Origin of the sequence: Streptococcus timonensis (assembly GCF_047460355.1) — a bacterium.
Classification (GTDB): Bacteria; Bacillota; Bacilli; order Lactobacillales; family Streptococcaceae; genus Streptococcus; species Streptococcus timonensis_A.
This window is the reverse complement of record NZ_JASHGL010000001.1, coordinates 557,392-583,454: the sequence shown is the minus strand read 5'-3', so window position 1 is coordinate 583,454 and position 26,063 is coordinate 557,392. Positions and strand designations below refer to the sequence as shown.

General features: G+C 38.0%; 20 protein-coding genes and 1 pseudogene. 1 reads left to right on the top strand and 20 read right to left on the bottom strand.

Going from position 1 to position 26,063, the window contains the following annotated elements; translation table 11 throughout:
* Positions 1–57 precede the first annotated feature (57 nt).
* The gene (locus QM941_RS03085) at positions 58–2,334 is read left to right on the top strand and encodes a Xaa-Pro dipeptidyl-peptidase (RefSeq protein ID WP_414338725.1); all 2,277 of its coding nucleotides are present in this window, start codon (positions 58–60) and stop codon (positions 2,332–2,334) included.
* A gap of 193 nt (positions 2,335–2,527) precedes the next feature.
* Here the strand turns inward: QM941_RS03085 and QM941_RS03080 are convergent, their stop codons facing one another.
* From QM941_RS03080 to dnaG, 20 genes and pseudogenes are all read right to left on the bottom strand, one after another.
* Positions 2,528–3,118 carry a MucBP domain-containing protein gene (locus QM941_RS03080; protein WP_414338900.1) on the bottom strand — a complete coding sequence of 197 codons (591 nt, stop codon included), beginning with the start codon at positions 3,116–3,118 and terminating at the stop codon, positions 2,528–2,530.
* 81 nt (positions 3,119–3,199) lie between these two features.
* Positions 3,200–7,075: pseudogene (locus tag QM941_RS03075) on the bottom strand (KxYKxGKxW signal peptide domain-containing protein); the annotation flags it as partial.
* Positions 7,076–7,481: 406 nt separating this feature from the next.
* On the bottom strand, positions 7,482–7,709 hold the full coding sequence (gene asp5, locus QM941_RS03070) for an accessory Sec system protein Asp5 (RefSeq protein ID WP_414338722.1): 228 nt from the start codon (positions 7,707–7,709) through the stop codon (positions 7,482–7,484).
* 1 nt (position 7,710) lies between these two features.
* A complete protein-coding gene (asp4, locus tag QM941_RS03065; protein WP_414338899.1) occupies positions 7,711–7,902 on the bottom strand; it encodes an accessory Sec system protein Asp4 in 192 nt (63 codons plus the stop codon).
* Positions 7,895–9,250, bottom strand: a complete 1,356-nt coding sequence (gene gtfB / locus QM941_RS03060) for an accessory Sec system glycosylation chaperone GtfB (protein WP_414338719.1) — start codon at positions 9,248–9,250, stop codon at positions 7,895–7,897. Before gtfB ends, asp4 begins: the two co-directional genes overlap by 8 nt.
* Positions 9,234–10,748: an accessory Sec system glycosyltransferase GtfA gene (gtfA, locus tag QM941_RS03055; RefSeq protein ID WP_414338718.1), complete on the bottom strand. Its 1,515-nt coding sequence runs from the start codon at positions 10,746–10,748 to the stop codon at positions 9,234–9,236. Before gtfA ends, gtfB begins: the two co-directional genes overlap by 17 nt.
* Positions 10,749–10,761: 13 nt before the next feature.
* Positions 10,762–13,140: an accessory Sec system translocase SecA2 gene (secA2, locus tag QM941_RS03050; RefSeq protein ID WP_414338715.1), complete on the bottom strand. Its 2,379-nt coding sequence runs from the start codon at positions 13,138–13,140 to the stop codon at positions 10,762–10,764.
* 31 nt (positions 13,141–13,171) lie between these two features.
* Positions 13,172–13,642 carry an accessory Sec system protein Asp3 gene (gene asp3, locus QM941_RS03045; RefSeq protein WP_414338713.1) on the bottom strand — a complete coding sequence of 157 codons (471 nt, stop codon included), beginning with the start codon at positions 13,640–13,642 and terminating at the stop codon, positions 13,172–13,174.
* On the bottom strand, positions 13,639–15,183 hold the full coding sequence (gene asp2 / locus QM941_RS03040) for an accessory Sec system protein Asp2 (protein WP_414338711.1): 1,545 nt from the start codon (positions 15,181–15,183) through the stop codon (positions 13,639–13,641). Before asp2 ends, asp3 begins: the two co-directional genes overlap by 4 nt.
* 1 nt (position 15,184) lies before the next feature.
* A complete protein-coding gene (gene asp1, locus QM941_RS03035) occupies positions 15,185–16,762 on the bottom strand; it encodes an accessory Sec system protein Asp1 (RefSeq protein WP_414338709.1) in 1,578 nt (525 codons plus the stop codon).
* 8 nt (positions 16,763–16,770) lie between these two features.
* On the bottom strand, positions 16,771–17,985 hold the full coding sequence (secY2, locus tag QM941_RS03030; RefSeq protein WP_414338707.1) for an accessory Sec system protein translocase subunit SecY2: 1,215 nt from the start codon (positions 17,983–17,985) through the stop codon (positions 16,771–16,773).
* Between the two features lie 426 nt (positions 17,986–18,411).
* Positions 18,412–18,573 carry a hypothetical protein gene (locus QM941_RS03025; protein ID WP_414338704.1) on the bottom strand — a complete coding sequence of 54 codons (162 nt, stop codon included), beginning with the start codon at positions 18,571–18,573 and terminating at the stop codon, positions 18,412–18,414.
* A gap of 9 nt (positions 18,574–18,582) precedes the next feature.
* Positions 18,583–19,893 (bottom strand): GTPase ObgE, encoded by a 1,311-nt coding sequence (obgE, locus tag QM941_RS03020; RefSeq protein WP_414338702.1) that lies wholly within the window; start codon positions 19,891–19,893, stop codon positions 18,583–18,585.
* A gap of 75 nt (positions 19,894–19,968) precedes the next feature.
* Positions 19,969–20,103, bottom strand: coding sequence for a DUF4044 domain-containing protein (locus QM941_RS03015; RefSeq protein WP_414338699.1), 135 nt, complete (start codon positions 20,101–20,103; stop codon positions 19,969–19,971).
* A gap of 30 nt (positions 20,104–20,133) precedes the next feature.
* Positions 20,134–20,325: a PspC domain-containing protein gene (locus QM941_RS03010; protein ID WP_414338696.1), complete on the bottom strand. Its 192-nt coding sequence runs from the start codon at positions 20,323–20,325 to the stop codon at positions 20,134–20,136.
* Between the two features lie 20 nt (positions 20,326–20,345).
* On the bottom strand, positions 20,346–21,662 hold the full coding sequence (locus tag QM941_RS03005; RefSeq protein ID WP_414338695.1) for a glycosyltransferase family 4 protein: 1,317 nt from the start codon (positions 21,660–21,662) through the stop codon (positions 20,346–20,348).
* 8 nt (positions 21,663–21,670) lie between these two features.
* Positions 21,671–22,714, bottom strand: coding sequence for a glycosyltransferase family 4 protein (locus QM941_RS03000; protein ID WP_414338693.1), 1,044 nt, complete (start codon positions 22,712–22,714; stop codon positions 21,671–21,673).
* Positions 22,715–22,822: 108 nt separating this feature from the next.
* Positions 22,823–23,152, bottom strand: a complete 330-nt coding sequence (locus QM941_RS02995; protein WP_414338690.1) for a metal-sulfur cluster assembly factor — start codon at positions 23,150–23,152, stop codon at positions 22,823–22,825.
* A 15-nt stretch (positions 23,153–23,167) separates the two neighbouring features.
* Complete coding sequence (gene rpoD, locus QM941_RS02990; RefSeq protein WP_414338688.1) at positions 23,168–24,277, bottom strand: RNA polymerase sigma factor RpoD; 1,110 nt, start codon at positions 24,275–24,277, stop codon at positions 23,168–23,170.
* 2 nt (positions 24,278–24,279) lie between these two features.
* On the bottom strand, positions 24,280–26,040 hold the full coding sequence (gene dnaG / locus QM941_RS02985) for a DNA primase (protein ID WP_414338685.1): 1,761 nt from the start codon (positions 26,038–26,040) through the stop codon (positions 24,280–24,282).
* Positions 26,041–26,063 lie beyond the last annotated feature (23 nt).

Sequence of the window (26,063 nt, the reverse complement as noted above, 5' to 3'; positions counted from 1 at the left end):
CTATTCGTTTAGTTTTTTGATATAATAATTTTAACCTCATTCTCAAAGGAGACTATTATGCGCTATAATCAATTTAGTTATTATCCCGTATCCAAGGAAGAAGCTTTGATTCAATTAGCTGAACTTGGTTTTAAACTGGATCCTTCGGCTTCTGAAAAAGATCAGTTTGAGTCATTTGTTAGAAACTGTTTTTTTTATTACAAAAATAAAGATTATCCTCTTTCTACTTTAGCAGTTGATAAGGAAACAGACCTTCTAGCTTTCTTTACATCTGAACGCGAATTGACAGCAGAAATTTTCTACACTGTTGCCTTTCAATTGCTTGGATTTAGCTATCTAACAGACTTCGAAGATGGTCTTGCTTTTCACAAAGAAACAGCGTTTCCGATCGTTTACGGAGATTTAATCGACAATTTCTATCAGCTTTTAAATACACGCACTAAAAAAGGGAACACCCTTATCGATCAGTTAGTTAGTGATGGTCTTATTCCTGAGGACAATAACTATCACTACTTCAATGGCAAGAGTTTAGCGACTTTCTCAACTAACAATGTCATTCGTGAAGTAGTTTATGTAGAGACTCGTGTTGATTCTGATAAGGATGGCTTACCTGACCTAGTCAAGGTTAATATTATCCGTCCATCTTTCTCAGGAAGAATTCCTGCAGTCATGACAGCAAGTCCATACCATCAAGGAACCAATGACAAAGCAAGTGATAAGGCCCTCTACAAAATGGAGGAGGAATTAACAGTTAAAGAACCTCACAAGATTAGCTTGGAGGAGCCTACATTGGATTTGGTTGATCCTGTAGGCCAAGCTCAACTTGTCACTGAAGCTGAAGAAAAACTCACTCATATCAATAGTAGCTACACACTTAACGACTACTTCCTTCCAAGAGGATTTGCCAATATCTACGTATCAGGTCTTGGTACCAGGGATTCTCAAGGTCAGATGACCAACGGAGATTACCGCCAAGTTGAAGCTTATAAGAATGTTATCGATTGGCTAAATGGTCGTTGTCGTGCCTTTACGGATCATAGTCGTAAACGTCAAGTAAAAGCTGATTGGTCAAATGGTAAAGTGGCAACTACTGGTCTTTCTTACCTAGGAACAATGTCAAATGGTCTTGCTACTACAGGTGTTGAAGGTTTAGAGGTCATCATTGCTGAAGCTGGTATTTCTTCTTGGTACAACTATTACCGAGAAAATGGTCTTGTGACAAGCCCAGGCGGCTATCCTGGAGAGGACTTCGATTCATTAGATGAATTAACTTATTCTCGTAATCTCTTAGCTGGTGACTATATTCGTGGGAATAATGCTCATAAAGCTGCCTTAGAAGAACTTAAGAAAAATCTAGACCGCAAAACTGGTGATTACAATCAATTCTGGCATGACAGAAACTACCTTCTTAATGCTAAAAAGGTTAAGGCTGAAGTTGTCTTTACTCACGGTTCGCAAGACTGGAATGTGAAACCACTCCATGTCTATCAAATGTTCAATGCTCTTCCAAGTGGCATTAAGAAACACCTCTTCTATCATAATGGTGCTCATGTATACATCAACAACTGGCAGTCTATAGACTTCCGTGAATCCATGAATGCCCTTTTGACACAAAGATTATTAGGACAGGAAACTCAATATCAACTCCCTACGGTGATTTGGCAAGATAATACTGTTGAACAAACTTGGATGACACTTGCTGATTTCGGTAATCAAGAAACTAGTAAAACTTTCAAACTTGGAACTAATCAAGCTGCTATCCAAAACCAGTATGAAGAATCAGACTTTGAACGATTTGGAAAAAACTATCCAACCTTTAACACTGAACTATATCAAGGCAAGGTTAATCAACTTACAATCGACCTTCCAGTAACAGAGGATCTTCATATCAATGGTCGTGTTAAACTAAACATTCGTCTCAAGTCAAGTACAAACAAAGGCTTACTTTCTGCTCAACTTCTCGAACTTGGTCAAAAGAAATACCTTCAACCTTATCCTGGAATCTTATCAGTTCGTACCCTTGATAATGGTCGATACCACATGTTAGATAATCTCTTTGAGTTACCATATAGTCAAAGTGCCCAACGTGTTATTACCAAAGGCTACCTCAACCTCCAAAATCGTCATGATTTATTAAAAATTGAAGAAGTTAAACCAGATGAATGGATGGAATTTCAATTTGAACTCCAACCAACAATTTACAAACTAAGAAAAGGCGATACTCTCCGTCTCGTTCTCTATACTACTGACTTTGAGATTACTATACGTGACAATACAGACTATCGATTAACTGTAGACCTTGCGCAATCTAGTCTAGAAATTCCGTTGCAGTAAAATTTTAAACTAAAATAATCAATTTTTAGATTGTATCTTTATCAAATAAGAATCCCTGTAATTTTGTGTAACAGGGATTTTATTGTATAAGTAAAATTAAAGGGATTATAAAAAGGGAACAATTCGTTCCCTTTTCAGGTTTCACAACCCTAAGTAATCATAGAAAAAGATACTCTATGTTTAAGATTAACAATTAGTTATCATCTTTTTTACGACGACTAAGTGTTGCAAGACCTGTAACTACTCCCATTAGACCAGTTGCTACTGAATCAGCTGCCCCAGTATTTGGAAGTTGTTGAGGACTTGGAGTTGGTTCAGAAGGTTTACCTGGAGTTGGTTCAACTGGAGTTGAATCTTTCACAAGTTTGTATACATAAGTTACATTCTTATCGCCTTCAACCACTTTACCTGTTGTAGGATCTGTTGTTGTCAAGTGACCTTCACTATCAACTTTACCTACTTGGTAGTTACCTTGTGGTACCAATTCGTAGACTTTACCATCTGGTGTAGTAATAGTCTTAGGACGGTTGTCGATTACTGTATCATAATCTTTACCTACTGGTTGTGCAAATTCATCTGTTACAGATTTCTTAATCGTATTACCAAATTCATCTACATAGTGAACATAAACATTACCTTTAGGTCGAGTTGGCTCTTCTTTAAGTTTGTAGATGTATGTTACATTCTTATCTCTTGAAGCAACTTTACCAGTTGTAGCGTCATCACCTGTCCAGTGACCTTGTTCGTCAACTTGACCTACTGTGTAGTGACCTGCTGGTACCAATTCATAAGTCTTACCTTCAAACTCGATTGTTTGTGGGCGGTTGTCTACTACTGTGTCGTAGTCTTTACCTACTGGTTGTGCAAGTTCGTCAATTACTGTTTGCTTGATAACTTTACCTTCAGTATCTACATAGTGAACATAAACGTTACCTGTTGGTGTTGATGGATCTTCTTTGATTTCTTTATAGACATAAGTAATCTTAGAAAGTGGTTTTTCTACTTTACCTTTAATCGGATCTGAAGATTCAAGATGTCCTTCGTTATCAACTTTACCTACTGGGTAATTGCCAGCTGGAACACGCTCATATTTTTTATCTTCGAACTCAATGTACTTAGGTTGTTCATCATTTTCAGTAGTGTTATAAGGTGTGTTGTAGTCAGACTTAGGAGTGTCTTGGCGTTGAACCTTAATTTCCTTACCATCATTTTCTCGGATGTAAGTAATGATAACTTCACCTTGAGGTTTTTCACTTTCAGAATTTGATGATGAGTTAGATGATGACTCAGAAACCGAAGTTGAAAGTGATTCTGATGTTGAAACTGATTCTGACTTAGATACAGATTCTGATTCAGAAGTTGATACTGACTCTGAGGTGCTTACTGATTCTGATGTTGAAACAGATTCTGAGGTGCTTACTGATTCTGACTCAGAAGTTGATACAGACTCTGAGGTGCTTACTGATTCTGATTCAGAGGTTGAAACAGATTCTGAGATGCTTACTGATTCTGACTCAGAGGTTGATACTGACTCAGAGGTGCTTACTGATTCTGACTCAGAGGTTGAAACAGATTCTGAGGTGCTTACTGATTCTGACTCAGAGGTTGAAACAGATTCTGAGGTGCTTACTGATTCTGATCTTGAAACTGATTCTGAAGTGCTTACTGATTCTGATTCTGAGGTTGAAACAGACTCAGATGTACTTACTGATTCTGACTTAGATGCAGATTCTGAGGTGCTTACTGATTCTGACTCAGAAGTTGATACTGACTCTGAGGTGCTTACTGATTCTGACTCAGAGGTTGAAACAGACTCTGAGGTGCTTACTGATTCTGATTCTGATGTTGAAACTGACTCTGAGGTGCTTACTGATTCTGACTCAGAGGTTGAAACAGACTCTGAGGTGCTTACTGATTCTGATGTTGAAACAGACTCTGAGGTACTTACTGATTCTGATGTTGAAACAGATTCTGAGGTGCTTACTGATTCTGACTCAGAGGTTGAAACAGATTCTGAGATGCTTACTGATTCTGACTCAGAGGTTGATACTGACTCTGAGGTACTTACTGATTCTGATGTTGAAACAGATTCTGAGGTGCTTACTGATTCTGACTCAGAAGTTGATACAGACTCTGAGGTTGAAACAGATTCTGAGGTGCTTACTGATTCTGACTCAGAGGTTGAAACAGACTCTGATGTGCTTACTGATTCTGAGGTTGAAACAGACTCTGATATGCTTACTGATTCTGAGGTTGAAAGTGATTCTGATTTAGAAACTGATTCTGACTTAGATACAGATTCTGACTTAGAAACTGATTCTGACTTAGATACAGATTCTGACTTAGAAACTGATTCTGACGTTGAGACTGATGCTGAGCTGCTTACTGACTCTAATGCTGAGACTGATTCTGATGTAGATTCAGATTCTGAAGTTGATACAGACTCAGATGTAGATTCAGATTCTGACGTTGAGATTGACTCAAATATTGATACGGATTCTGAGATAGATACAGATTCAGATTCTGAGGTTGAAACTGAATCTGAGGTTGAGAAAGATACTGATGTAGATACAGACTCAGATTCAAATGCTGAAACTGATTCTGACGTTGAAATAGATGCTGAAGATGACACTGATTCTGATGTTGATACAGACTCTGAGGTGCTTACTGATTCTGATTCAGATGTTGAAACAGATTCTGAAGTTGATACTGACTCAGATATTGATACAGATTCTGATGCAGATACTGATGCAGATACTGACCCGGATCTTGATACCGATTCTGATGCAGATACTGACTCGGATCTTGATACCGATTCTGATGCAGATACTGACTCTGATATCGAGACTGATTCAGATACAGATACTGACTCGGATCTTGATACCGATTCGGACTTAGATGCAGACTCTGAAGTTGATACTGACTCAGATAATGAAACTGATTCTGATTCAGAAGTTGACACAGACTCAGATGTTGATGCGGATTCTGAGTTAGATACAGACTCAGATTCAAATGCTGAGACTGATTCTGACGTTGATATCGACTCTGACGTTGAGACAAATTCTGAAGATGACACTGATTCTGATGTAGATACAGACTCAGATTCAAATGCCGAGACTGATTCGGACGTTGATATCGACTCTGACGTTGAAACAAATTCTGAAGATGACACTGATTCTGATGTAGATTCAGATTCTGAGATTGAGACTAACTCTGATGAGCTTACTGATTCGGACGTTGACACAGACTCAGACGTTAATACTGATTCGGACTTAAATACTGATTCTGAGGTTGAAACTAACTCTGATGTGCTTACTGATACCAAGGTAGATTCTGAAACTGATGAACTGGCTAACTCAGATTCAAGTACAGAAATACTTTCAATCTCTGACAAACTAAGCGAAATGCTTACTGAAAGCGACTGTCTTCTAGGATCCTCTGTTAAAGGAACGGTCACTGTATTCGAAGTATTGTCTTTGAAGATAACCGTTACTTCACCTGTAGACGATATTGAGTAAGTCTTGAAATCCTTGGACGAAATCAAACGAGGATTTGCATCTTTGAACTTCTGCCATACTTGTTCTTTTTCCGGGTCCGTCAAATTTAAAAGATCAGATACTTGTGTATTAGACTTGACTTCCATAATCGGGTTTCGAATCCCATCATTCTGTGGTAAGACTTTAATGCGGAAGGAACGATCAAGAAATTGATTTCGTTCATTAGTAAAACGAACCGTAATCGTATAGATTTTGCCTGGTTCAACAACTTCATTATCTCCAACCTTACCTTCAATAAGCATAGGCGCAAATGGGGTTTTTAATGTGGCATTCGGAACTAATACACCGTCAACACGATCACTGTTAGGAGAATACCCCATATATGTCAAAATGACCCCACCAGATTGTTCTCTAACAATATATTGCAGTCGAACGGGGTCTGAATTATAGGCTGTAATTAGATGATTATTGGCAGGTCCACTCATGACAAACGGTGTTCGCAAACTCTTTTCTCTTCCAATCACCGTATTATTACGGGAGTCACGATTTCCAGAATTTACACGCAATGTAGCATTAACCAATCGATTGCGAACGATTTTCGCTTGACTAACTACTCCTATTCTATCAGAGGATGGATTTGAGAGTTCCTTACGTAGTGACTCTAATGTTTCCTCTCCTAAAAGAGCTAGTTCATTCCCACCTTCTAAAGTTTTCACTTGGTCAATGTAAGTATATATATCTCGTGCAATGATTTTTATTTGGTCTTCTTGAATTTCATATAATCTAGGAGATATTGATTCAGCTCGCTGAATCTCTGAAGCCAAGATAGTAGCCGATTCACTTGCTGATCCTGAACTAGCCAACGAATAAACTACTGAAGTAGAGTCTTCAGGTGAAAAAGATTTGCTCTCTATATCAGTTGAATCTAAACTATTGGAACTAACGATTGATTTTTCAATAACTGCTAACACCAGGCTGTCTTTTCCAATTACTCCCACTTCCGAATCCCACTCAGAAGCTATTTCATTACTGCTTTCTTCGTCTGCATATGTAGGATGGGAAAGACTTGATGCTCCTAAAATTGTACCTGCTGTAATTACCCCTTTCAAGAAAAATGATGGTTTGGTACGAATCATGAACCCTTCTTCCATTTTTCCTTGAAATAATAAAATACTAGAAGATGGTACTCGAATCCAACTTTTCCCTGATTTGACTAATTTAAAGCGTGTAATTTGTTCTCTCACCCAGGATCTTCTACTCAATAGTTTAAATCTCACTCTGTACTCCCTAAATAATATTCTCTATTGATTATACACGATTATCATCTATTTTCAATAAATTTAACTTAAGTTTCAAAGGTAATTTTTATATATAAAGAAAGCAAACCTCCTAGTGATTTGCTTTTATCATTTTTCTTAGGACTTACCAATATAGTAATTCCTCCAAGAGGGCCATAAACTCCAGCTTATAGCAAACCCTATGAAATAATTATTCCAGTTTCTGATAGTTACCACGTAAGATCGGTGAAAAATTTGTGAAGAATTTTCTGATTCTTAGGTTGATACTGACGGTTACTAGCCGAGAGATTGTAGGACATCAACTCTCACTTTTTTTCAAATATACTAAATAGTAAGATTTAAAAAATATATCCTATTTGATTTGCGTCATTATCATATGTAAAAACAAAACTAAAAGAAATAGGATACTCAAGAATAGGGTCGTAAGTTTAAGCCCTCGATGAGAGCGCCAATAGTTTGGTTTCCCCAAATTACTAGTTGCATCAGTCGATAAAGATTGCTTTTGGCGAGGTTGGAGGATGATTAAAATTACTAATCCAAGAGATATTGTAATGATGCCAGCTACAAATATCAAATCCATCTTATGATCCCCCTAAAACTCTAAATAGGGTGAATAAAACTCCGAATAAAATTACGAGACCTATAACCACATTAAAAATAACATTGATTCTTTCCGAACGCGTAGTTTTTTCCTTTTCTGGAGGACGTCTCTTAAGTTCTTCCATCCGGCCTTCGACTTCTTTGTAAAATAAATCTTTCCTATGATCAGACATTTCCATCTCCTAGTCCTTCTTGAAATCTTGTGCGAAACTCATTCATTTCAATCGCACTTGATTGTTCAATTTGAAGTGCAACAGCTCCTTTATAACGATCTACCGACTTGTAAATTTCGTTAATCCGGTTTACAAGAGCCACTTCCTGCCCTTGCTCGAATATATGCTCTTTGGCTATATATCGTTTATCATGAACAGTATGAGCGAAGCCAAGAATCACTTGTTTATGTTCAAAGGCCTTGCGAACAATCCCTTGTACCTCTCCATAATGATTGATATCTAGATAGATACTTGAAACTCTCAGTAACTCTTCGATTCTTTTTTGGCTAATATTTTGGTATAGAACGACATTGGGATAGCGAACCATACCTAATAGAATAGGCGACATTTCTGTCAAGGCTGCAACTCGAAAAGTCACATTAGGAGCTTGCTCAACTATATAGGACAAGGATTCAATTTGGTCTGAATTTGTCAGAACAAAGGCATCCTTCCGAATATCCTCTTTTTCAGTAAATTCATAAATATAACCTAGAGGACCAAATAAACTATGCTGCTCTTTTGGAGTTAAAAGCAATGCACGGTGGTAAGTATCGGTTTGAGGAATTAAAATCTTTTTAGTACGAACAGGCTGACTATTTAAAATGAGCTGCATATTCCCAGGTATACTATCATAAAGACGTTCTTGCCAAACTAAGATATCCTGCCCTAGAATCCCCTTACTTCCTAACTGAAGACTAACACTAAAGGATGTGGCCAAGGTATTATAGATTACTCTGTCTAAGTTAAATCTTCTGTATTCTAGATAAAATACATAGAAATCTAAACGATTCTTGAAAATCCTGATCGGTTGTTTTTTCAAGGTTAAGATCAGGTCTCCTGTTTGGTGATTCTCTGTCAAACGCTCTAAACCTTCTTCAAAATAAGTGGTCACTAATTGTTTACCATCTGTATCACAGGTTGTGGTAGCAATGTGTCGGCCGTATTGATCATAGCGTTCAATTAGAACAATTTGCCCCTTATTATCTATCCATTCTACACGTTCAACGATTCGTTTATAAGAAGGTGCGTAGTAATAAATCTTGGCTTTTACCTGACCGTAATAGTTCACTTGAGCCATGGTATTATCACCTGTAATCTCCCAGAAATCAGGGACTCTGACCTCGTTAAAGAAACGGCCCCTCTTCTCAACTTTTGGTTGACCTAAAAAGTAAATAAAAGGAGATTCCACACCATCTGGTAGAAAGCCATTTGGCTCCAACACAACTGTCGGATGCTCATAACCTGCCTCTTTGAGAGAATGGAGCAAATCCTGACTTTCACGGGAATAAGTATCAAACAAATTCAGCATGGGTCACCTCTTCTATCAACTGAGTCCAAGCCTCTTCAACTCGGCTGGTTAAAAAATCTTCAGCACGCGCATAGGACGCTTGACGCATAGAATCAAGTTCTTTATTTTGGTACAACTTAACAATCTTTTCAGCAAAAGAAGCAGTTATACGTTCTACAACTTGATCTGCAGAATTTTCAAGCAAGTAACCATTTTCCCCTTGGCTAACAAAAGTTTGGTTACCATAAGGTACATCAAATCCAATAATTGGTAATCCAGAACCAATTGCCTCCATCAAGGTTAAGCCAAAACCTTCACTGGTTGACGCAGATAGATAAACCTCATAGTTCTTGTAGACCTCAGCTAAATCTGCATGTCCTTTAAGTTGGATATAATCAGAAGCACCCAAGTCATCAATCAGAGAAAGAAGTTTCCCTTCTTCTCCTCCCTTTCCATAGATATCAAAAGAAAGTTCTGGAATTTCACGTTTTGCACGCACAACAGAACGAACCAGCCAGTCGATGTGTTTTTCAGTAGCCAAGCGAGAAGCTGTTATCATTGAGAAAGGCTTACGTTGATCAGAATGCGATAAGCTCGCTAAGCTACCAACAGGGATTGAATAGATAGATGGGACATGATCCGTATACTTTGCAAACTGGTTTGCTAAAACTTCCTTTTGACGGTCCGTTGCTACTATAAAGAAATCAACCTTGTCTGCATTGGTAAATTGATAATCGTAGTAATTATTCCATAAGATATACTGGTCATCTGTACTATTAGCACTATAATGCTCCGCATGAACCACGACACCCAGGCGAGCCTTTTGAGCTTCCTCAAAAATAGGTTGGCCAATATTGGTTTCGCGGTCTAAAATAACAAGGTCTTGTTTGGTCAAATTAAGAGTCTGCATAAAATAGCGGATTAATTCCTGACGCCCTACTAAAAAACGATCTGGAAAACGGAAAACTTCTCGCCCATCTGCCATCTGCATACTATAGGCTACACTTCCATTTTCATTATAAAAACGACGCTCAATTAAAGTAGCTTGATTGTTTTTAGGGATAAAGAACTCTGTACAATATCTAGTATAAGAGAAATAGTCTTTACGGACCAAAATTCCTCTAGAAACATATTCACAACGCTCAACAAAAGGACTATTCTCGTTCCGCAAATAACAAGTCAAAAAACTGTCCTGTTCCTCATAGAAAAAACGTCTAATTTTCCCTTCTGTTTCTTCCCTACTTGGATTGCCATCAAAACCAGCTAGTACTTGAGAAAGTCTATAAGTGGTTAGTGTAATCTTAAGATCTGTGAAATGAGTATAGAGCCATATAATCTCATCATCTTTGAAACCGATATTGTCGGTTAGATGTTGAATATTATCTGCCAAAATCATGTCCATAAAAATAAATTTAGCAGGTTCCTTGATACTTCTTAATAATTTTGCTCGGTAGGCTTGGGCATACTCTACACCACTGCTTGCCCAACCTATCCCTAAATTGATATTGTATATAGTCATAAGGTCCTCATCTTTAAGGGAAATGCAAAACAATTTCCCCTTTTTTATTGATTTCTACTCTACTAAGTAAGAGATTTCGAATCATCTGTTCTTTTGATAAAAATTTCATTCTCTCAAAAGATTGATAAGCTTCTTGGAAAAATTCGACCAAAGGATTCTTTTGATTGGTATATTGACCCGTTAAAGCTGTTCTCAATTGTTGCAAATAATCGACCTGCTCCACCCAATTCTCATCAATGGCCTTTAAAATAGCCATCCGTTGAAATTGTGCAACTACTTCATCTGTTCCTAAAATCTTATATTTGCTTTCTAACTCATCCTGTGCGATCTCCCAGAGAAAATTCTCCTTCATTTTATTAGATCGGAATGATTGATGGTTTTTTAGTAGGTCAACTTGGTAACTGACATTATCAAGGATATAACGATAAAAAGCAATCGGCTCTTCATAATCCTTATTTTTAGACACTTGGGCAAAGACATCACGCACAACTTGCTCCACAATATCATCTAAGCGTCCCTCTTTTTTGATTAAACGATCGCGTTCCTTATAAACCAAATCACGCTGAATATTCATGCTCTCCGCAAACTCTAAGGTCATTCTCCGACTCGCTTGACTCGAACTTTCACTAGCATTTTGGGCTCTTTCGACCAGGTTTCTATATTTACGTTTGGTTAGTGCTTTTGTAGCATCAATTCTTCTGTCTACGTCATAATCATGATAGGTATCTTGGATCCAATCAGGTCCCCAGTTTTTTATCAGATCATCTTCAAGCGAAACAAAGAATTTAGTGCGACCTGGATCTCCTTGTCTTCCTGACCGTCCACGGATTTGCAAGTCAATTCGTTGGTTCATCATTCTTTCAGTACCAACTACAACAAGACCGCCTAACTCGGAGACTCCAGGTCCTAATTTAATATCTGTGCCTCGCCCAGCCATAGAAGTTGCTACTGTCACAGCACCTTTTTGCCCAGATTCTGAAATAATTTGAGCCTCACGAGGAGCATTGTTGGCATTCAAAAGGTTATGAGCAATCCCTTCCCGCAAGAGAAGATTGGAATAGAGAGTTGACATCTCAACTGAACCGACGAAGACTAGAATGGGGTTTCCCTTAGCATGAACTTCTTTTATATACTCTAAAGAAGCAAAAACTTTTTCTGGTAAAGTTAAATAAATTTGATCTGGTAAATCCTGCCTAATTTTTTTTCGGTTGGTAGGTATTTTAATGACCGACATAGCATAGGTATCGAGAAATTCAGCTTCTGCAACCTTACCAGTCCCTGTCATCCCGCCAAGTTTTCTAAACATCTTGAAGAGATTTTGATAGGTGATAGAAGCCATAGCCCGTGTTTCCTGTGTCAACTCTAGCCCCTCCTTGGCCTCAATAGCCTGGTGAAGTCCTCCTTGAAGGCGAGTCATCTCCATCAAACGACCAGTCGCTTGGTCCAATAGTACAACTTCTTTTACTCCTCGTTTATTGGGATGAATAACATAATCTTTATCCCTTATAAAGTTCTTATTAGCTTGGAGAGCTAAGCTGATATGGCGAACTAAGTCACGATGTTCAGGATCATAAAGATTTTTGATTCCTAAAAAAGATTCAGCTGACTGAGCTCCTTTTTTAGTTAACCAAACACGTTTTTTATCCTCATCAACTTTGAAATCTTCCCCTTCTTTAAAAGTTTTGATCAAAGTATCAATGATTCCATAGAGATTAGATTGAACCCGAGGAGAGCCTGAAATAATCAAGGGTGTCTGTGCACTATCCAATAAAACAGAGTCAATTTCATCCACAATCGCATAATTGAAGTCTGCTAAAAACTGTCCATCCACAGATGCGGTTAAGTTTTCTGTCAAGTAATCAAAGCCTAAACTAGTATTTGTTGTATAAACAACATCTGACTTGTAGATTTCTCGTTTAACTTCTGGAAGTATTTCTTCATCTTCAGAAACCTTCAAAGGAACACCAATTGTCAGTCCAAGGAAACGATAGACCTGTCCCATCTCTTCGGCATCTCGAGTAGCCAAGTAGTTATTGGTTGTAATGACCATAACTCCCTTACCTTCTAATGCATTTAAATAGACTGGCATTGTGGCGGTCAATGTTTTTCCTTCACCCGTATTCATCTCTGCAACATTTCCTTGATGAAGAACAATCCCACCCATAACTTGAACATCATAGGGAAACATACCCAAAACCCGTTTATCTGCTTCACGAGCCACAGCAAAAGCTTCCGGTAAGATATCATCAAGAGTCGCTCCCTGCGCTAAGCGTTCACGAAACTCTCCTGTTTTATCCTGTAATTCTTGGTCTGTTAATTGGGAAATACGATCTTTCCAACTATTGACTTTCTTTAAGATCTTATTAATTTTTCTCAATTTATAGTAATCCAATGATTTCCTCTTTTACTAGCATTATAATCATCTAATTAAGAACATCATCCTTTTTAGACGAGCTGGGTGTAATTGTAAAATAGTGGAAGGTAAATTCTTGCATACCTGCACTTAGTAAGCGTACTTGGTAGCTATACGCGTGTTCCGGGTAAACAAAGGACAATGTTCTGTCTGTTGTCACTTGACGTTTAACTGTAACCCCAAAACGGTCCTGAAACACGATCTCCACCATAACATTATGAGAAGGATCAGAAGACATGCATATATCCAAGCTGTAAGATTCTCCTCTCTTTAAAAGAGGAAGACTAGGCGCCATTCGATCTTTACCATAATTGGTGATTGACTGCCATTTTTTTATAAGCTGACCTGAAGGCATTAAGGGATTTTTGAATCGTACCTTATCTTTTGCAAGTCCTTGAATCTCCGATCCCCATAAGTAATCTACTGAGGAAATTGGACCCCAATACAATCGATTGATTTTGTTTTGTCTAATTTCTATCATTCAATCCTTCCAAAATCTCTTTCCATGATTTCCTTAAACTGTGTTACAAACCACTCAATAATAGGTGCAGTTGCATCATTATGTCGACCAGGACGACTTGAACTAATAATCCGAACAGGATAGTCATAAAGTGCTTCTAAGAGGTGTGAATAAGCTTTCTGATCATAGTCATCATCCCTCATATAAGCTAAGGCCAAAATAGTTCTTGATAAATTTTCCTGGTTGAAATGATCCCAAAAGCGTTGGTTTAATAGATTTATTCCTTCCCAAGACACTTGTCCAATAATCAGTTGCATCATATCCAAGGATGTAGCAAAATCATCTGGACGTTTAAATTTAAGATTAGCCGCAACATCACCAATATTGATAAGAGGCTTACCAACTAAGATGGCATGAGGAGAGTATGGAGCGCCATAATAGAGTGCTCCAAAGCTCCCCATGGAAAGCCCAGAAAAATTCATTTCTTTTGAACTAAAGCCTAACCAGTGAAGTTGTTGATCAATGTAAGAACTAATCTTATTTTCCAGCTCATGAGTTCCCAGGTAGAAAGAACCGCCCTCTAGGCGCGGATCTGAGAAAAGAATGAAGGGACTACCCATAGCTTTCATCATCATAAATCCCTCAAATCCTTCAGCAGGTCGATAACCAGAGAAATAAATATTTAGTGGTGGCTTCAAATCACCTGGATGAAAATAAGCAAAAATTTCCTGACGCTTACTGTCTCTTAATGTGATAGCCCCAGGACTCATTTCTCCAAAAGGTCCATGCGAAAATCGTTTATGTAGGGCTCCTAGCTTAATGCGCCCCTGTCCCTTTGCTTCGATAGAAAAGGCGATATAGTAGCGCTCTTCTTCATCTATCAAAATGGGATCTACCATTTGCGCTTCTGAATAGACAACTTCTTTTATCAAGTTACCTAGACTACCATTTTGGAAAAATTGTAGTCTTAACTGAAGCTGACAGGTTGGTACTTTTTCGTATTCTAGCCAAAAATTGATAGGACTAGATCCTTCATAGACATAATTGTAAATCCATTGAGCTAGAGGTAAAAAAGTTTCACCATAGGAACCATCCAGCTGTAAGAAATGTTTCCCTAATACCGTTTGAACACCCGAAAAATCAGGTCGAATTCGGATGTCACTAGCTCCAAAGGCATCTCCGTATTGTTTATCGTTGAGGTAACGATCTACAAGATATACAAACTCTGCTTTATCCGAAAAATCCCAAGCTTGCACTTGTTTTAAGCGAAGCAAATAATCTACTTCTTTGGGTAAAATATCCCTCCGAGAGTACTGGTTATAAAAGATGGTGTATGGTTGAAAAAACTGAATATCATCTTTCAGGGATAGCAAGTCTTCCGGTTTATCTACGATTAAAGCCTTGAATTTAGAAATTTCTTGCTCTTCCATATATTCTTGCAGAGATGGTAGCTCAAAGTTTGAAAAATAATGCCAGCCAAGTCCTTGGGGAAGATTGATTAGTTCCTGCCAATTTTCAGTACCAATTTGAAGAATATGGCTAGTTTTTAGATTGTCATTCATACTAATCCCTCATCCATCCTTCCCACATATCTACCAAACGATGACCAGTATATACTTGAATCTTTTCTACCGAGTAGACCAAGGATTCATTCCAAGGTTTTAAGGCAGATAAAAAATAGTCCACACCCTTGGCTAATTCTTTTTCTCCATTAGATAAAATATACCCATTCTTCAAGTGATCAACATATTCGGTCTTAGTACGATTGATTTGTGGAATACCAGCTGAAATTCCAGCAATTTGCGTATATAGGTCTGGTTCCTCATTTAAATCGATAATCAAACGTGTTTGTTCTAATTCTTTAATAATATCGTTTTCGTTAAAAAAATTCTTAACTTTGTAACGATACTCAGGTTCTTCGACAACAAGTTCATCATCATGAATTTGATTCTCTCCGAGCTTTTGAGAAATAGTTTGAGCTCGAACCGTTTCAAGGGCTAATTCTTCTAGCAATTGATTAAGCTGATTCCTTAAGGTTAGTACAAAGTCTTCTGATCCATTATAAAATACGAATACTAACTCAAACAAAGGATTTTTAGCTAAAATATCCAACAGAATCTTAAGAATATTTTTTGACAATGACTGTTCTTGACCAACGTAACAATAAATTTTTGATTCTTTTCGCTCTTGACTAGTCCCTAGTCGCAAGCGAGAATCAAAAGAAGTAACTCGATGAATTTTGGACTCTAAAACAGGAGAAAATCCCTGGATTGAAATCTTGGTTTTTTCAGAATCTGTAATAATTAATTTCGCTTCCTCTAGGCAGGATGTAAGGAGGTAATCTTCAGATGATAGAACTTGTCGTTTCCCATAAAAAGAAAGCACTTTTTTTATCCCTCCACCTAATTTTTTAAAAAAAGGTAAGTTAGCAGGATGCGCAGCAAATACAATTTGATCCTGACTAGGGAGCAAATTTCCTAGCAGAGAGGACATTTTTTCAGTAATGACTTCATCAATACCGTCATAAACTTCGTGTTTGAATACGGATTTGAAATCCTTATTAACAATGACTAAAGGCTTCTCCTCGCTAAATAGTTCTCTTAAAACCCATGTTCCAGAAGTATTTAGATACTCTTGAAAATACGGCTTATTTTCCTTGTAAAAAATAGCACTGGAGATAAAACCTCGATCATCAAGATAATCTATATGGCTAATATTCCCTTTTCTTAGATGAGTTATTGATAGTATATTACCATCCTCTCCCGTGTCAATTTTAGCAATCTGCTGACCTCTCCAAAAAGCTAAAACCTGAAAGGGAGTATAAGTAAAAGTGGTCTGACTTGGCCAATCTAAATCTTCAAATTGAAGAGGTAACATTTGTCTATCAGGTGAAACATCTTGTATGTCATCAAAAATTGATAGATAGTCTGTCTCCAGTAAATCTTGACGATGTAGAAAATAACGCAATTGTGGAGCATAGTGAGGGATTACTAATTTTCTGCCAATTCCTACTTCCTGAAAAATACGAACTTGGTTAATGGTATCATCAAATTCAACAGAATCTTCGGTCCAATACCAAGGTGTAATAGTGCTGTGCCAGATACGTTCTTTTCCGTACCAAGCTGGTATAAAGTAATACATGGTAACTCCTAGAATAATCTCGTATATCTCTGGTTCACTTGAAGAGCACGAACTTCTTCACGAATGTTAGATATCATCCCGATAAACATTAGAAAAGTTCCTGGAATCATTGTCAAACGTAATAAACCTTTATCCCAAAGCAAAACTAAAAAGGGTAAAGCTGTAAAAAAGATGATGTAAAGAGTTCCAAAAACTGTTAAACGAAATACAATCCCATTGATATATTTTCTAGTTTCCTTCCCAGGATAAACTGAATCAATATACTCTGAATTTTTCATCATTTTATCCGCTATTTCTTCTCCATTCATGTTATTGAAAGAGAAAGCAAACGATAAAAGAGCAATCATAAAAATATAGAGAAGAATCCAAATTGGCTCACCTAATACCAGTTCCTTGGCTAGTTGGGCCGCCCATTTAGCATTAGAATCTATATATAGAATCAACAATAAAATATATTGAGGGATGGAAACCAAGGTCATGGCATACATAAAAGGCATCCCTCCAGCTGGATTTAGCTTAATATCTAAATAAGTGTAAGACTTTAAATTATTATGAATTCCAAGTTTATTAACTGGAATACGGTAGCGAGAATACTCGATGATAACAGCTGTATAGACAAAGACTAAAATCAGAGCAAGTCCGATAAAATACCAACTACTAGGTATATCAATTTTAGAAAGAATCTGAGCGATATCTTCAGGTAAGTACAAAACCATACCTGCCATAATAATTACGACAGAGCTCCCTAGTCCCAGTGCAGCATTCAAATCTGATAACCAGACCAAGAAAAAAGTTCCTGCAACCATAATCATGGTATTGAGACTGATAACTAGAAACGAATCCAAATTAGTATCTAAAGGTAAATAAATAGAAACTGCTAAAGCTTGTACGATTGCTAAAGCAAGAGTTACATACATTTTTCTACGCTCTACTATATCTGAGCTTGTCTTTTCTAAATTAAATCGTTTAGATACTGTAAACATCCTCCATAAAATCATAGAAGACATCCAAGGAGACAAACCAGTTGAGAAAATAGACATTCCTCTTAGATTTCCTCCTGTGACGGCGCTAGTTAATTGTAATCCTGTAGCAGTACTTTCATTCAAATTGAGAGCTTTTGATAAATCAACAAAAGGGAGTGAAATTTTACTACCAAATACATAGATTAAGACGAAACAAATCGTCCAACATAACCGTTTCCAAACTTCTAATCGTTTTAACATTTTACTTTAAATCTATTTCTTTCTCTCGTTTAGTTTAATCTATCCAAGGCTCATTTATGCGTTTTCATAAAGTGTGCTAAGAACACTGCTTTTCCTTTTATTCTAACACATTTTAAAGATTTTCTTAAATAATTACCTAATTATTTAGCTTGTTAGTTTTTTGTATTTTTATCTATTACTAATCCTATCAGAAGATAAAAAAAGTTCTTCAGCATAAGCTTGAAGAACTTGATTTCATTTACTAACACTATTTCGAGAGATAATCTAGAACAACAACTAGAAGCCGTAACTGTTTAACCAAGAGTTTAAGACCAAAAACAAATTCTGTTATAACTCTATCAAGTCATCTAACTATCAGCATGATTAGATAATCCTGTCTTTACTGGATACATCTATAAATAGAACAACTCTAGTCAGAGATGTAAACTAAGCCGAAGGCCTATCATCTTTTTTCTGACGTGCTAAACGAAGGGCTCGATTAGGATTAAGGCGGTTAAAAAGTTCTTCTAATTTCTTTTCATTCCAGACATCTGCTGCAGATACGAAATTTCCATCAGCATCTCGGAAAGATATTGGTTTATCCCCCATAACTATCTCCTAGTCTACAAATTCAAACTCAAACTTGCCGATACGAACCAAATCTCCATCTTTAGCCCCACGAGCACGGAGGGCTTCATCAACCCCCATCCCTCGCAATTGACGGGCAAATTTCATAACAGACTCATCACGGTCAAAATTGGTCATGTTAAAGAGTTTCATAAGCTTATCACCTGAAAGAACCCAAGTTGCATCATCATCACGACTGATTTCAAAGGCTTTTTCTTCCTCATCAAAGCCATAATAAACTTCTTCTTCCATTTCTGACTCATCATAAAGAAGAAATTCTGGTGTTTTATCAAGAAGCTCAGCCGTTGCATCTAATAAAGGTGCAAGACCTTGCTTAGTTAGACCTGAAATTGGGAAGATAGCTGGCAAGTCCTCAAACTCATCATAGTTGGCTGCCAATTTTTTCTTGAACTCGGCAAGGTTTTCCTGACTATCTGGCATGTCCATCTTATTGGCAACAATAATCTGCGGACGCTCCATCAGACGAAGATTGTAAGATTCTAACTCTTTATTGATGGCTAAATAATCCTCGTAAGGATCACGTCCTTCACTCGCTGACATATCAATGATGTGAAGGATAACGCGAGTACGCTCAATATGGCGAAGGAACTGAGTTCCCAATCCCACACCTTGACTGGCACCTTCAATCAATCCTGGAAGGTCAGCTACGGCAAAGGATTCACCTGACTGAGTTCGAACCATACCAAGATTTGGCACGATGGTCGTAAAGTGGTAGGCTCCGATTTTTGGCTTAGCAGAGGTAATCACACTAAGGAGTGTAGATTTCCCTACAGATGGGAAACCAACTAAACCTACATCAGCAAGGATTTTAAGCTCTAACTGAAGTTCACGTTCCTGACCTGGTTCTCCATTTTCTGAAATTTCAGGAGCAGGATTTTTCGGTGTCGCAAAGCGAATATTACCTCGACCACCACGACCACCATGAGCTACGATAAACTCTTGCCCATTTTCAATCAAGTCCGTCAAAACTTTTCCAGTTTCAGCATCTCGTACAGTTGTACCTTGAGGAACACGGACAATCAAATCCTCAGCCCCACGACCATGCATTCCTTTGGTCATCCCTTTTTCACCCGACTGGGCCTTGAAATGACGGTTATAACGGAAATCCATCAGAGTGCGCAAGCCCTCGTCTACGACGAAAACGACATTACCACCACGACCACCGTCACCACCCCATGGTCCGCCATTAGGGACATACTTCTCGCGGCGAAAGGCAACCATGCCATCACCACCATTTCCAGCCTTCACCTTAATCTTGGCTGTATCTAAAAACATACTCATTTTCTTTTCTCACTTTAAAAAGGGCTGGGAAAATCCCAGACACCGAAAATATTCTATTGCAAGAGTTCTAATTGCTTAGAATCTGCTTAATACTCCAATAGCAGTAGCAAAAATGCCCGCTAGGGTTACGAACAACATGATCATAACGATGAAAAGTGTTAATTTTTCAAAAAAAGATTTTTTACGTTGACCGTTATCTCCAAATGCCATAATTTTCTCCTCCTATGTAATTCTTAAATCTTAAAATTCTTCTGAAACTGGAGCGATTGCCCACAAAATTAAATAAGCTAAAACACCTGCTCCATAACCGAAAGCTAATACTCCCCAAATAACACGAACAAGTGTTGGATCAATATTAAAATAATGGGCAGCACCTGCACATACACCACCAATTTTTTGATCTCGGCTACTTCTCATAAATTTTTTATTCATTTTTTAACACTCCATTTTTTTTAGTCCAACCAATAGTCTCTAAAACTATTTAACTGCTTTCTAGAAGCTTTTAAAATTCGCTTCGAACCTTTAACAGGCATAGTAACAGCCTGTTGAGGTAAATAAAATACGGTCTTTAAGAAACGTTTGGTTATCGGTTGATCACCAGTTAATTCTTTTTCAAAATTATTTGAAATAATCGCGTCTAAGTAGAACTCATGAACACGCTTGGCAAAATTTTCAGCAGAAATCTCATATAATTTTTCTGCCAATAACTTTGGATCCATATCCGGAGTAGCAATTAAGGCTTCTAAAATTGCTCCTGCAAGATCCCTTTCCTGGTAATACAAGGTTCCAAACATTTTATCCGTAATAAGATTGTCCAGATAAGGATTTCCATGAGCAATAACTGGTGTCTTACTTGCTAGACTCTCCAAATAAGTTAGGCCCTGGGTCTCACTTGTCGAAGCAGATATAAAGAAATCAGCAGCCTTATAATAAAGAGCTGTCTCACTTGGGGCAATCATGCCCGTAAAAATAACTGAATCCTGAATGTTAAGTTGTAAAGCTTGCTCCTTGAGATTATCTAGATAAGGACCATCCCCAGCAACAACCAATTTAACTTTTAGTTCTTCCTTTAGCACATCCGAAAAAGCTGCTAGAACAGCTTGGATATTCTTTTCATAAGAAACTCGTGAAAGACTCAAGAGCATTTTCTCGTCTTCCTTGATACCTAGTTTTTCACGTAAGTCTCTCAGTTGTTCAGGTCCAATCTCAGGTCTTTCGAACTTAGCTAGATCAATCCCTGTTGGTATGACTCTTTTTTCAACCTTGACCTTATAATCAGACAGAAGATCATGAACAATTTCACTTGGACAAATGACACCATCTACATCATGTAAGAAGCCTCTGACTAAATATTTGACCATGCTTGGTCGTATTAACAAGCCTTTAGCAATATAGTGCACATAGTCTTCGTACTGGGTATGGTAGGTATGAATAACAGGAATTTTTAACTCACGAGCTATCCATACACCCAATAAACCGAGCGAAAACTCTGTTTGCGTATGGATGATATCCAACTGGTATTGTTTAGCAATTTCTAAAGCCTTTGTAAAACCACGATAGGCCAAACGTCGATCTTTAAAAGCAAAGAAAGGTACACTTGGAATACGTATAATTTGCCAGTCTTCATAACGATTCACATCTTTATCTGTCGTTGTGAAAATAAAAACTGCATGCCCTTGTTTCTCAAGTTCCGTTTTTAAAGTTCGAATACTGGTTGCAACACCCGACACCTGTGGGAAATAAGTATCTGTAAATAAACCAATTCGCATATACTACCTCATTTTTTTCCTAAAGCAGCCTGTTCTCGATAAAACTTTAACCAAATTTCTAGAAGATGCTCTTCTGAATACTCTTTTGAGATTTTCTTAGCCTTATCTTTTAATTCGCTCAAGGCTTGCGGATTATCTTGATATTCTAAAATCGAATCTTTCATCTCTTCTACATCACTCGTTGGTCTATAATTTCCTTCCAAAATAACCTTGTAAAGATCAAGGTCACGAAGCATAATCGGAGCCTCACAGCTAGCAGCCTCTAAAATTGTCATCGGGAATAACTCGTTATAACTTGGTAGTAGGAAAAGATCAGCCAAGGCGTATAATTCTCTCATGCGCTCTGGCGAAACAATTCCAGGGAAGATTAAATTTTCTGGAGGGTTGTCCATAATCTTCTTATATCGTTCGTAACCATCGGTAATTCCACCAAATGAAAAACCACCTGCCCAAATAAAGGTCACTTGGGGTAATTGCTCAGCCAAGGTAATAAAATCATCGATACCTTTACGCTTTTGAACCTGCCCAGCTCCTATCACAACAAATTGATTTTCATCAAGACCCATGTTCTTACGCAGTTGAACCACTTGTTCAGCTGGAAGTGGATGCCATTTTTCTTTATTAACAAAATTAGGAATATAGGTTACTTTCTCACGAGGAATGCCAGCCGCAACCAAATCTTCTATGAAAGTTGGATTTACTACTACTAGGTGCTCCATCCGATTATAAAAGGAAAAGACATAACGTTTCACAATTCCCTTTAAGAAAAATGGAATCTTCAAACTACCTTCCAAGGTATCTGGTAAAAAGTGAACATAACCGATTCTGCGACCAGAACGCTTCTTCTGAAAAGTTGATAAATAATAGGCAAGGTCAATTGTATGAAAGTGGCTTACATCAGATTCAACAGGAAGATTTTCCGTAATAATTAATTGGTCTTTCGCATCTCGTTTTAACAATTGCACAAGTTCACGATAGGCGCCAGATACACCTTGGCCTTCTACTTTCTCACTTGAACTTAGCATATTGATGCGTAATTTCTCTTTTTCCATACTACCTATTATACCATTTTCTTCTAAGAAAATCAGCAAATAAAAAAGAGATAGTATAAAAGCTAGGAAAACCCAAGCAAGTATACTATTTCTCCTTTTGTAACTATCTTATTTAATTCCTAAAGCAATTCGAGCATAGCGACTCATTTTTTCAACAGTCCAAGCTGGATACCAGACTAACTTCACTTCAGTATTGGTTACTTCTGGAACTTCGGTCATTGCATCATAAATCTGGTCAGTTAAGAAATCTGCTAAAGGACATCCCATGGTTGTAAGCGTCATATCAATCTCTGTCTCTCCAGTATCACCGTCGAAACGAATCTCGTAAATCAAGCCAAGATTGACAATGTCGATACCCAACTCTGGGTCAATTACTTCTTCAAGTGCAGACAAAATTTTTGTTTTAATTGTTTCAATTTGTTCTTCAGTATAAGCCATAATCAATCCCCCGTACTAATCTTCAATAAAATCACGAAGTGGTTTGCTACGACTTGGCTGACGGAGTTTTCTTAAAGCCTTTGCTTCAATCTGACGGATACGCTCACGAGTGACATTAAAGACCTTACCAACATCTTCAAGAGTGCGCATTTTCCCATCATCAAGACCAAAACGTAGGCGTAGAACGTTTTCCTCACGATCTGTAAGAGTATCCAAGACTTCATCCAACTGCTCACGCAAGACGATACGAGTTGTGTAGTCCACTGGATTTTCAATCACTTCGTCCTCGATAAAGTCACCAAGATGGCTATCGTCCTCTTCACCGATTGGTGTTTCAAGAGAAACTGGTTCTTGAGCAATCTTGAGGATTTCACGAACCTTATCAGGTGTCATATCCATACGTTCAGCAATTTGTTCAGGTGTTGGGTCTTGTCCCAATTCTTGAAGGAGGTTACGTTGCTCACGCACAAGCTTGTTAATAGTTTCAACCATGTGAACAGGGATACGGATGGTACGAGCTTGGTCAGCAATAGCACGTGTAATAGCCTGACGAATCCACCAAGTTGCATAAGTAGAGAACTTAAAGCCTTTAGAGTAGTCAAATTTATCAACGGCTTTCATCAAGCCCATGTTACCTTCTTGAATCAAATCAAGGAACTGCATGCCACGTCCAACATAACGTTTGGCAATCGACACTACCAAACGAAGGTTGGCTTCAGCCAAACGTTGTTTAGCTTCAACATCTCCAGCTTCAACAGCAAGGGCCAACTCTTTTTCCTCTTCATTTGTAAGCAGAGGCACAACCCCAATCTCTTTTAGATACATACGGACAGGGTCATTAACCTTAGCAGAGGTCGAACCAATCAAATCCTCATCATTAAGCTCTGGCTCTTCTTCTGCACTTAGGACACGAGCACTTGGATTACCTTCATTATCTGTGATTGAAATTCCAGCATCTTGAATGCGTTGCAAGAGATTTTCAATCCCTTCTACATCCAGACTAAAAGGAATGACAAGGACATTGTTAATCTCATCATCAGTAGCTGTCCCAGTTTTTTTATGATTACGAATAAATTCCGCAACTTGGACATCAAAGGTTGTTACTTCATTTTGTTTTGTTGCCATTCTTACTCCATTCTTCTTTTTTGGGCAATTAAGCGTTCTAGCTCTTCTAAGGCGGTATCTGTATCACCTACGTGACTAGCTTCCTGAACTTTCTTTTTGATTTGCAAATTTTGTTGATTTAGAATTGCACGATTCCGTGACTCTTCAACTTCTACTAGCTCCTGAGGAGACATTTCCGTTGGCAAATCCAAGGCTAGTACTTGATACCAAGCACTCTCAACCTCTCTAGGTTGCTGAGACAAATCTTCAGAAGAAACACTTCCGTTTTCAACCAAGAGTCCATACAAGGTTTGAAACTCAGGTGTCTCAAAGACAAAATCATCTCTCAAGCGATAATCATTAAGTACAAGCGGATGCTCCATCATGCGATAAAGGATATGCGCTTCGGCCCGCATAACTGCAGTTAGTTGTTTGGAAACCGACATGGTTATTGGCGTTGGATTTGAGATTTGCTGGACTTTCTCCTGTCTTTTTCGAACACGACTCTCATTGATAATATGCTCAACCTGCTGGTAATCAAATGAAGGCAAGTGATCTGTCAGCAGATGAATGTAGGTGTTCTGAGCTGTGATAGAAGGTTCTTTGACAATGAGTGGTGCAATTTTCTCAATAAAATCAATCTGAGCTTGCAAATTATCACTATTAGTTGGCTTGAAATGATGAATGTAGAACTCAATCGGACTAATTCGAGTATTGGCTAAGAGATAAGCCAAGTCTTCAGGAGAATTCTTTTGCAAGTACTCATCAGGGTCCATAGCATCAGGGATCTGAACAATCTGAACAGGCATATCCCCAAGTTCATCCAAAGCTTTAGCCGTTGCAGCCTGACCTGCCTTATCACCATCATAAGTGATGATCACCTTTTTGGTAAAGCGTTTCAGGTGATTGACATGCTCTCTAGTTAGAGCAGTCCCCATGGAAGCTACCGCATTTTCAATACCAGCTCGATAGGCAGCAATTACATCCATAAAACCTTCCATGAGGTAGATTTCAGAGGCCTTGCCCGAACCTTTTTTTACACTTTCCAAATGATACAATTCGTAACTCTTGTTAAAAATTGCCGTCGATCGACTATTTTTATACTTTGCTGTTTGGGAGTCAGTTTCCTGCCAGATTCGACCAGAAAAGGCAATGACCTTGCCTTGATCATTTGAAAGCGGAAATATGATCCGATTATGAAAAGTATCAAAGAATTGGTTATTCTCAGATAAGTAGAATAAACCTGAATCCAGCAGGTCTTTTTCACTATAATCCTTTTCCAAACGTTGATAAAGGTAAGAGCGCTCTGCTGGAGCCAGTCCAATCATAAAGTGATTGAGAACATCATCTGTCAAACCACGCTGGTAGAGATAGTTTCTTGCTTCTTCACCCATCTTAGTCGTCATGAGAATAGCATGGTAAAACCTCGCAGCTTTTTCATGCATGTCATAGAGATTCTGGTGTGGTGAAGTGTGGTGGACAGAATGCTGAACAGGACTTACCACTTGTACGCCAAGTCTTTCCGCTAAAATCCTGACAGCATCAGTAAAGGAGACTTGCTGATATTCTTCAATAAACTTAAAAACATCCCCAGAACGTCCACAGCCAAAACAATGGTAAAACTGCTTATCTTCAACAACGTTAAAGGAAGGTGTCTTTTCACCATGAAAAGGACAGAGCCCCAAAAAGTTCCGTCCAGATTTTTGTAAAGAAATCACTTCTCCTATGATTTCAACAATATTGGTATTGTTTTTGATCTCTTCGATGAGTCTCTTGTCAACCATAGACAATACCTCCATTTTATCAC

Coding starts and splice junctions, on each gene's coding strand:
- obgE (WP_414338702.1), bottom strand. CDS start 19,893: ATGAGTATGTTTTTAGATACAGCCAAGATTAAGGTGAAGGCTGGAAAT.
- QM941_RS02995 (WP_414338690.1), bottom strand. CDS start 23,152: ATGGCTTATACTGAAGAACAAATTGAAACAATTAAAACAAAAATTTTG.
- asp4 (WP_414338899.1), bottom strand. CDS start 7,902: ATGTCTGATCATAGGAAAGATTTATTTTACAAAGAAGTCGAAGGCCGG.
- asp5 (WP_414338722.1), bottom strand. CDS start 7,709: ATGGATTTGATATTTGTAGCTGGCATCATTACAATATCTCTTGGATTA.
- asp3 (WP_414338713.1), bottom strand. CDS start 13,642: ATGATAGAAATTAGACAAAACAAAATCAATCGATTGTATTGGGGTCCA.
- secY2 (WP_414338707.1), bottom strand. CDS start 17,985: ATGTTAAAACGATTAGAAGTTTGGAAACGGTTATGTTGGACGATTTGT.
- rpoD (WP_414338688.1), bottom strand. CDS start 24,277: ATGGCAACAAAACAAAATGAAGTAACAACCTTTGATGTCCAAGTTGCG.
- gtfA (WP_414338718.1), bottom strand. CDS start 10,748: ATGACTATATACAATATCAATTTAGGGATAGGTTGGGCAAGCAGTGGT.
- QM941_RS03010 (WP_414338696.1), bottom strand. CDS start 20,325: ATGAATAAAAAATTTATGAGAAGTAGCCGAGATCAAAAAATTGGTGGT.
- asp2 (WP_414338711.1), bottom strand. CDS start 15,183: ATGAATGACAATCTAAAAACTAGCCATATTCTTCAAATTGGTACTGAA.
- QM941_RS03000 (WP_414338693.1), bottom strand. CDS start 22,714: ATGGAAAAAGAGAAATTACGCATCAATATGCTAAGTTCAAGTGAGAAA.
- dnaG (WP_414338685.1), bottom strand. CDS start 26,040: ATGGTTGACAAGAGACTCATCGAAGAGATCAAAAACAATACCAATATT.
- QM941_RS03025 (WP_414338704.1), bottom strand. CDS start 18,573: ATGGGGGATAAACCAATATCTTTCCGAGATGCTGATGGAAATTTCGTA.
- QM941_RS03085 (WP_414338725.1), top strand. CDS start 58: ATGCGCTATAATCAATTTAGTTATTATCCCGTATCCAAGGAAGAAGCT.
- QM941_RS03015 (WP_414338699.1), bottom strand. CDS start 20,103: ATGGCATTTGGAGATAACGGTCAACGTAAAAAATCTTTTTTTGAAAAA.
- asp1 (WP_414338709.1), bottom strand. CDS start 16,762: ATGTATTACTTTATACCAGCTTGGTACGGAAAAGAACGTATCTGGCAC.
- gtfB (WP_414338719.1), bottom strand. CDS start 9,250: ATGCTGAATTTGTTTGATACTTATTCCCGTGAAAGTCAGGATTTGCTC.
- QM941_RS03005 (WP_414338695.1), bottom strand. CDS start 21,662: ATGCGAATTGGTTTATTTACAGATACTTATTTCCCACAGGTGTCGGGT.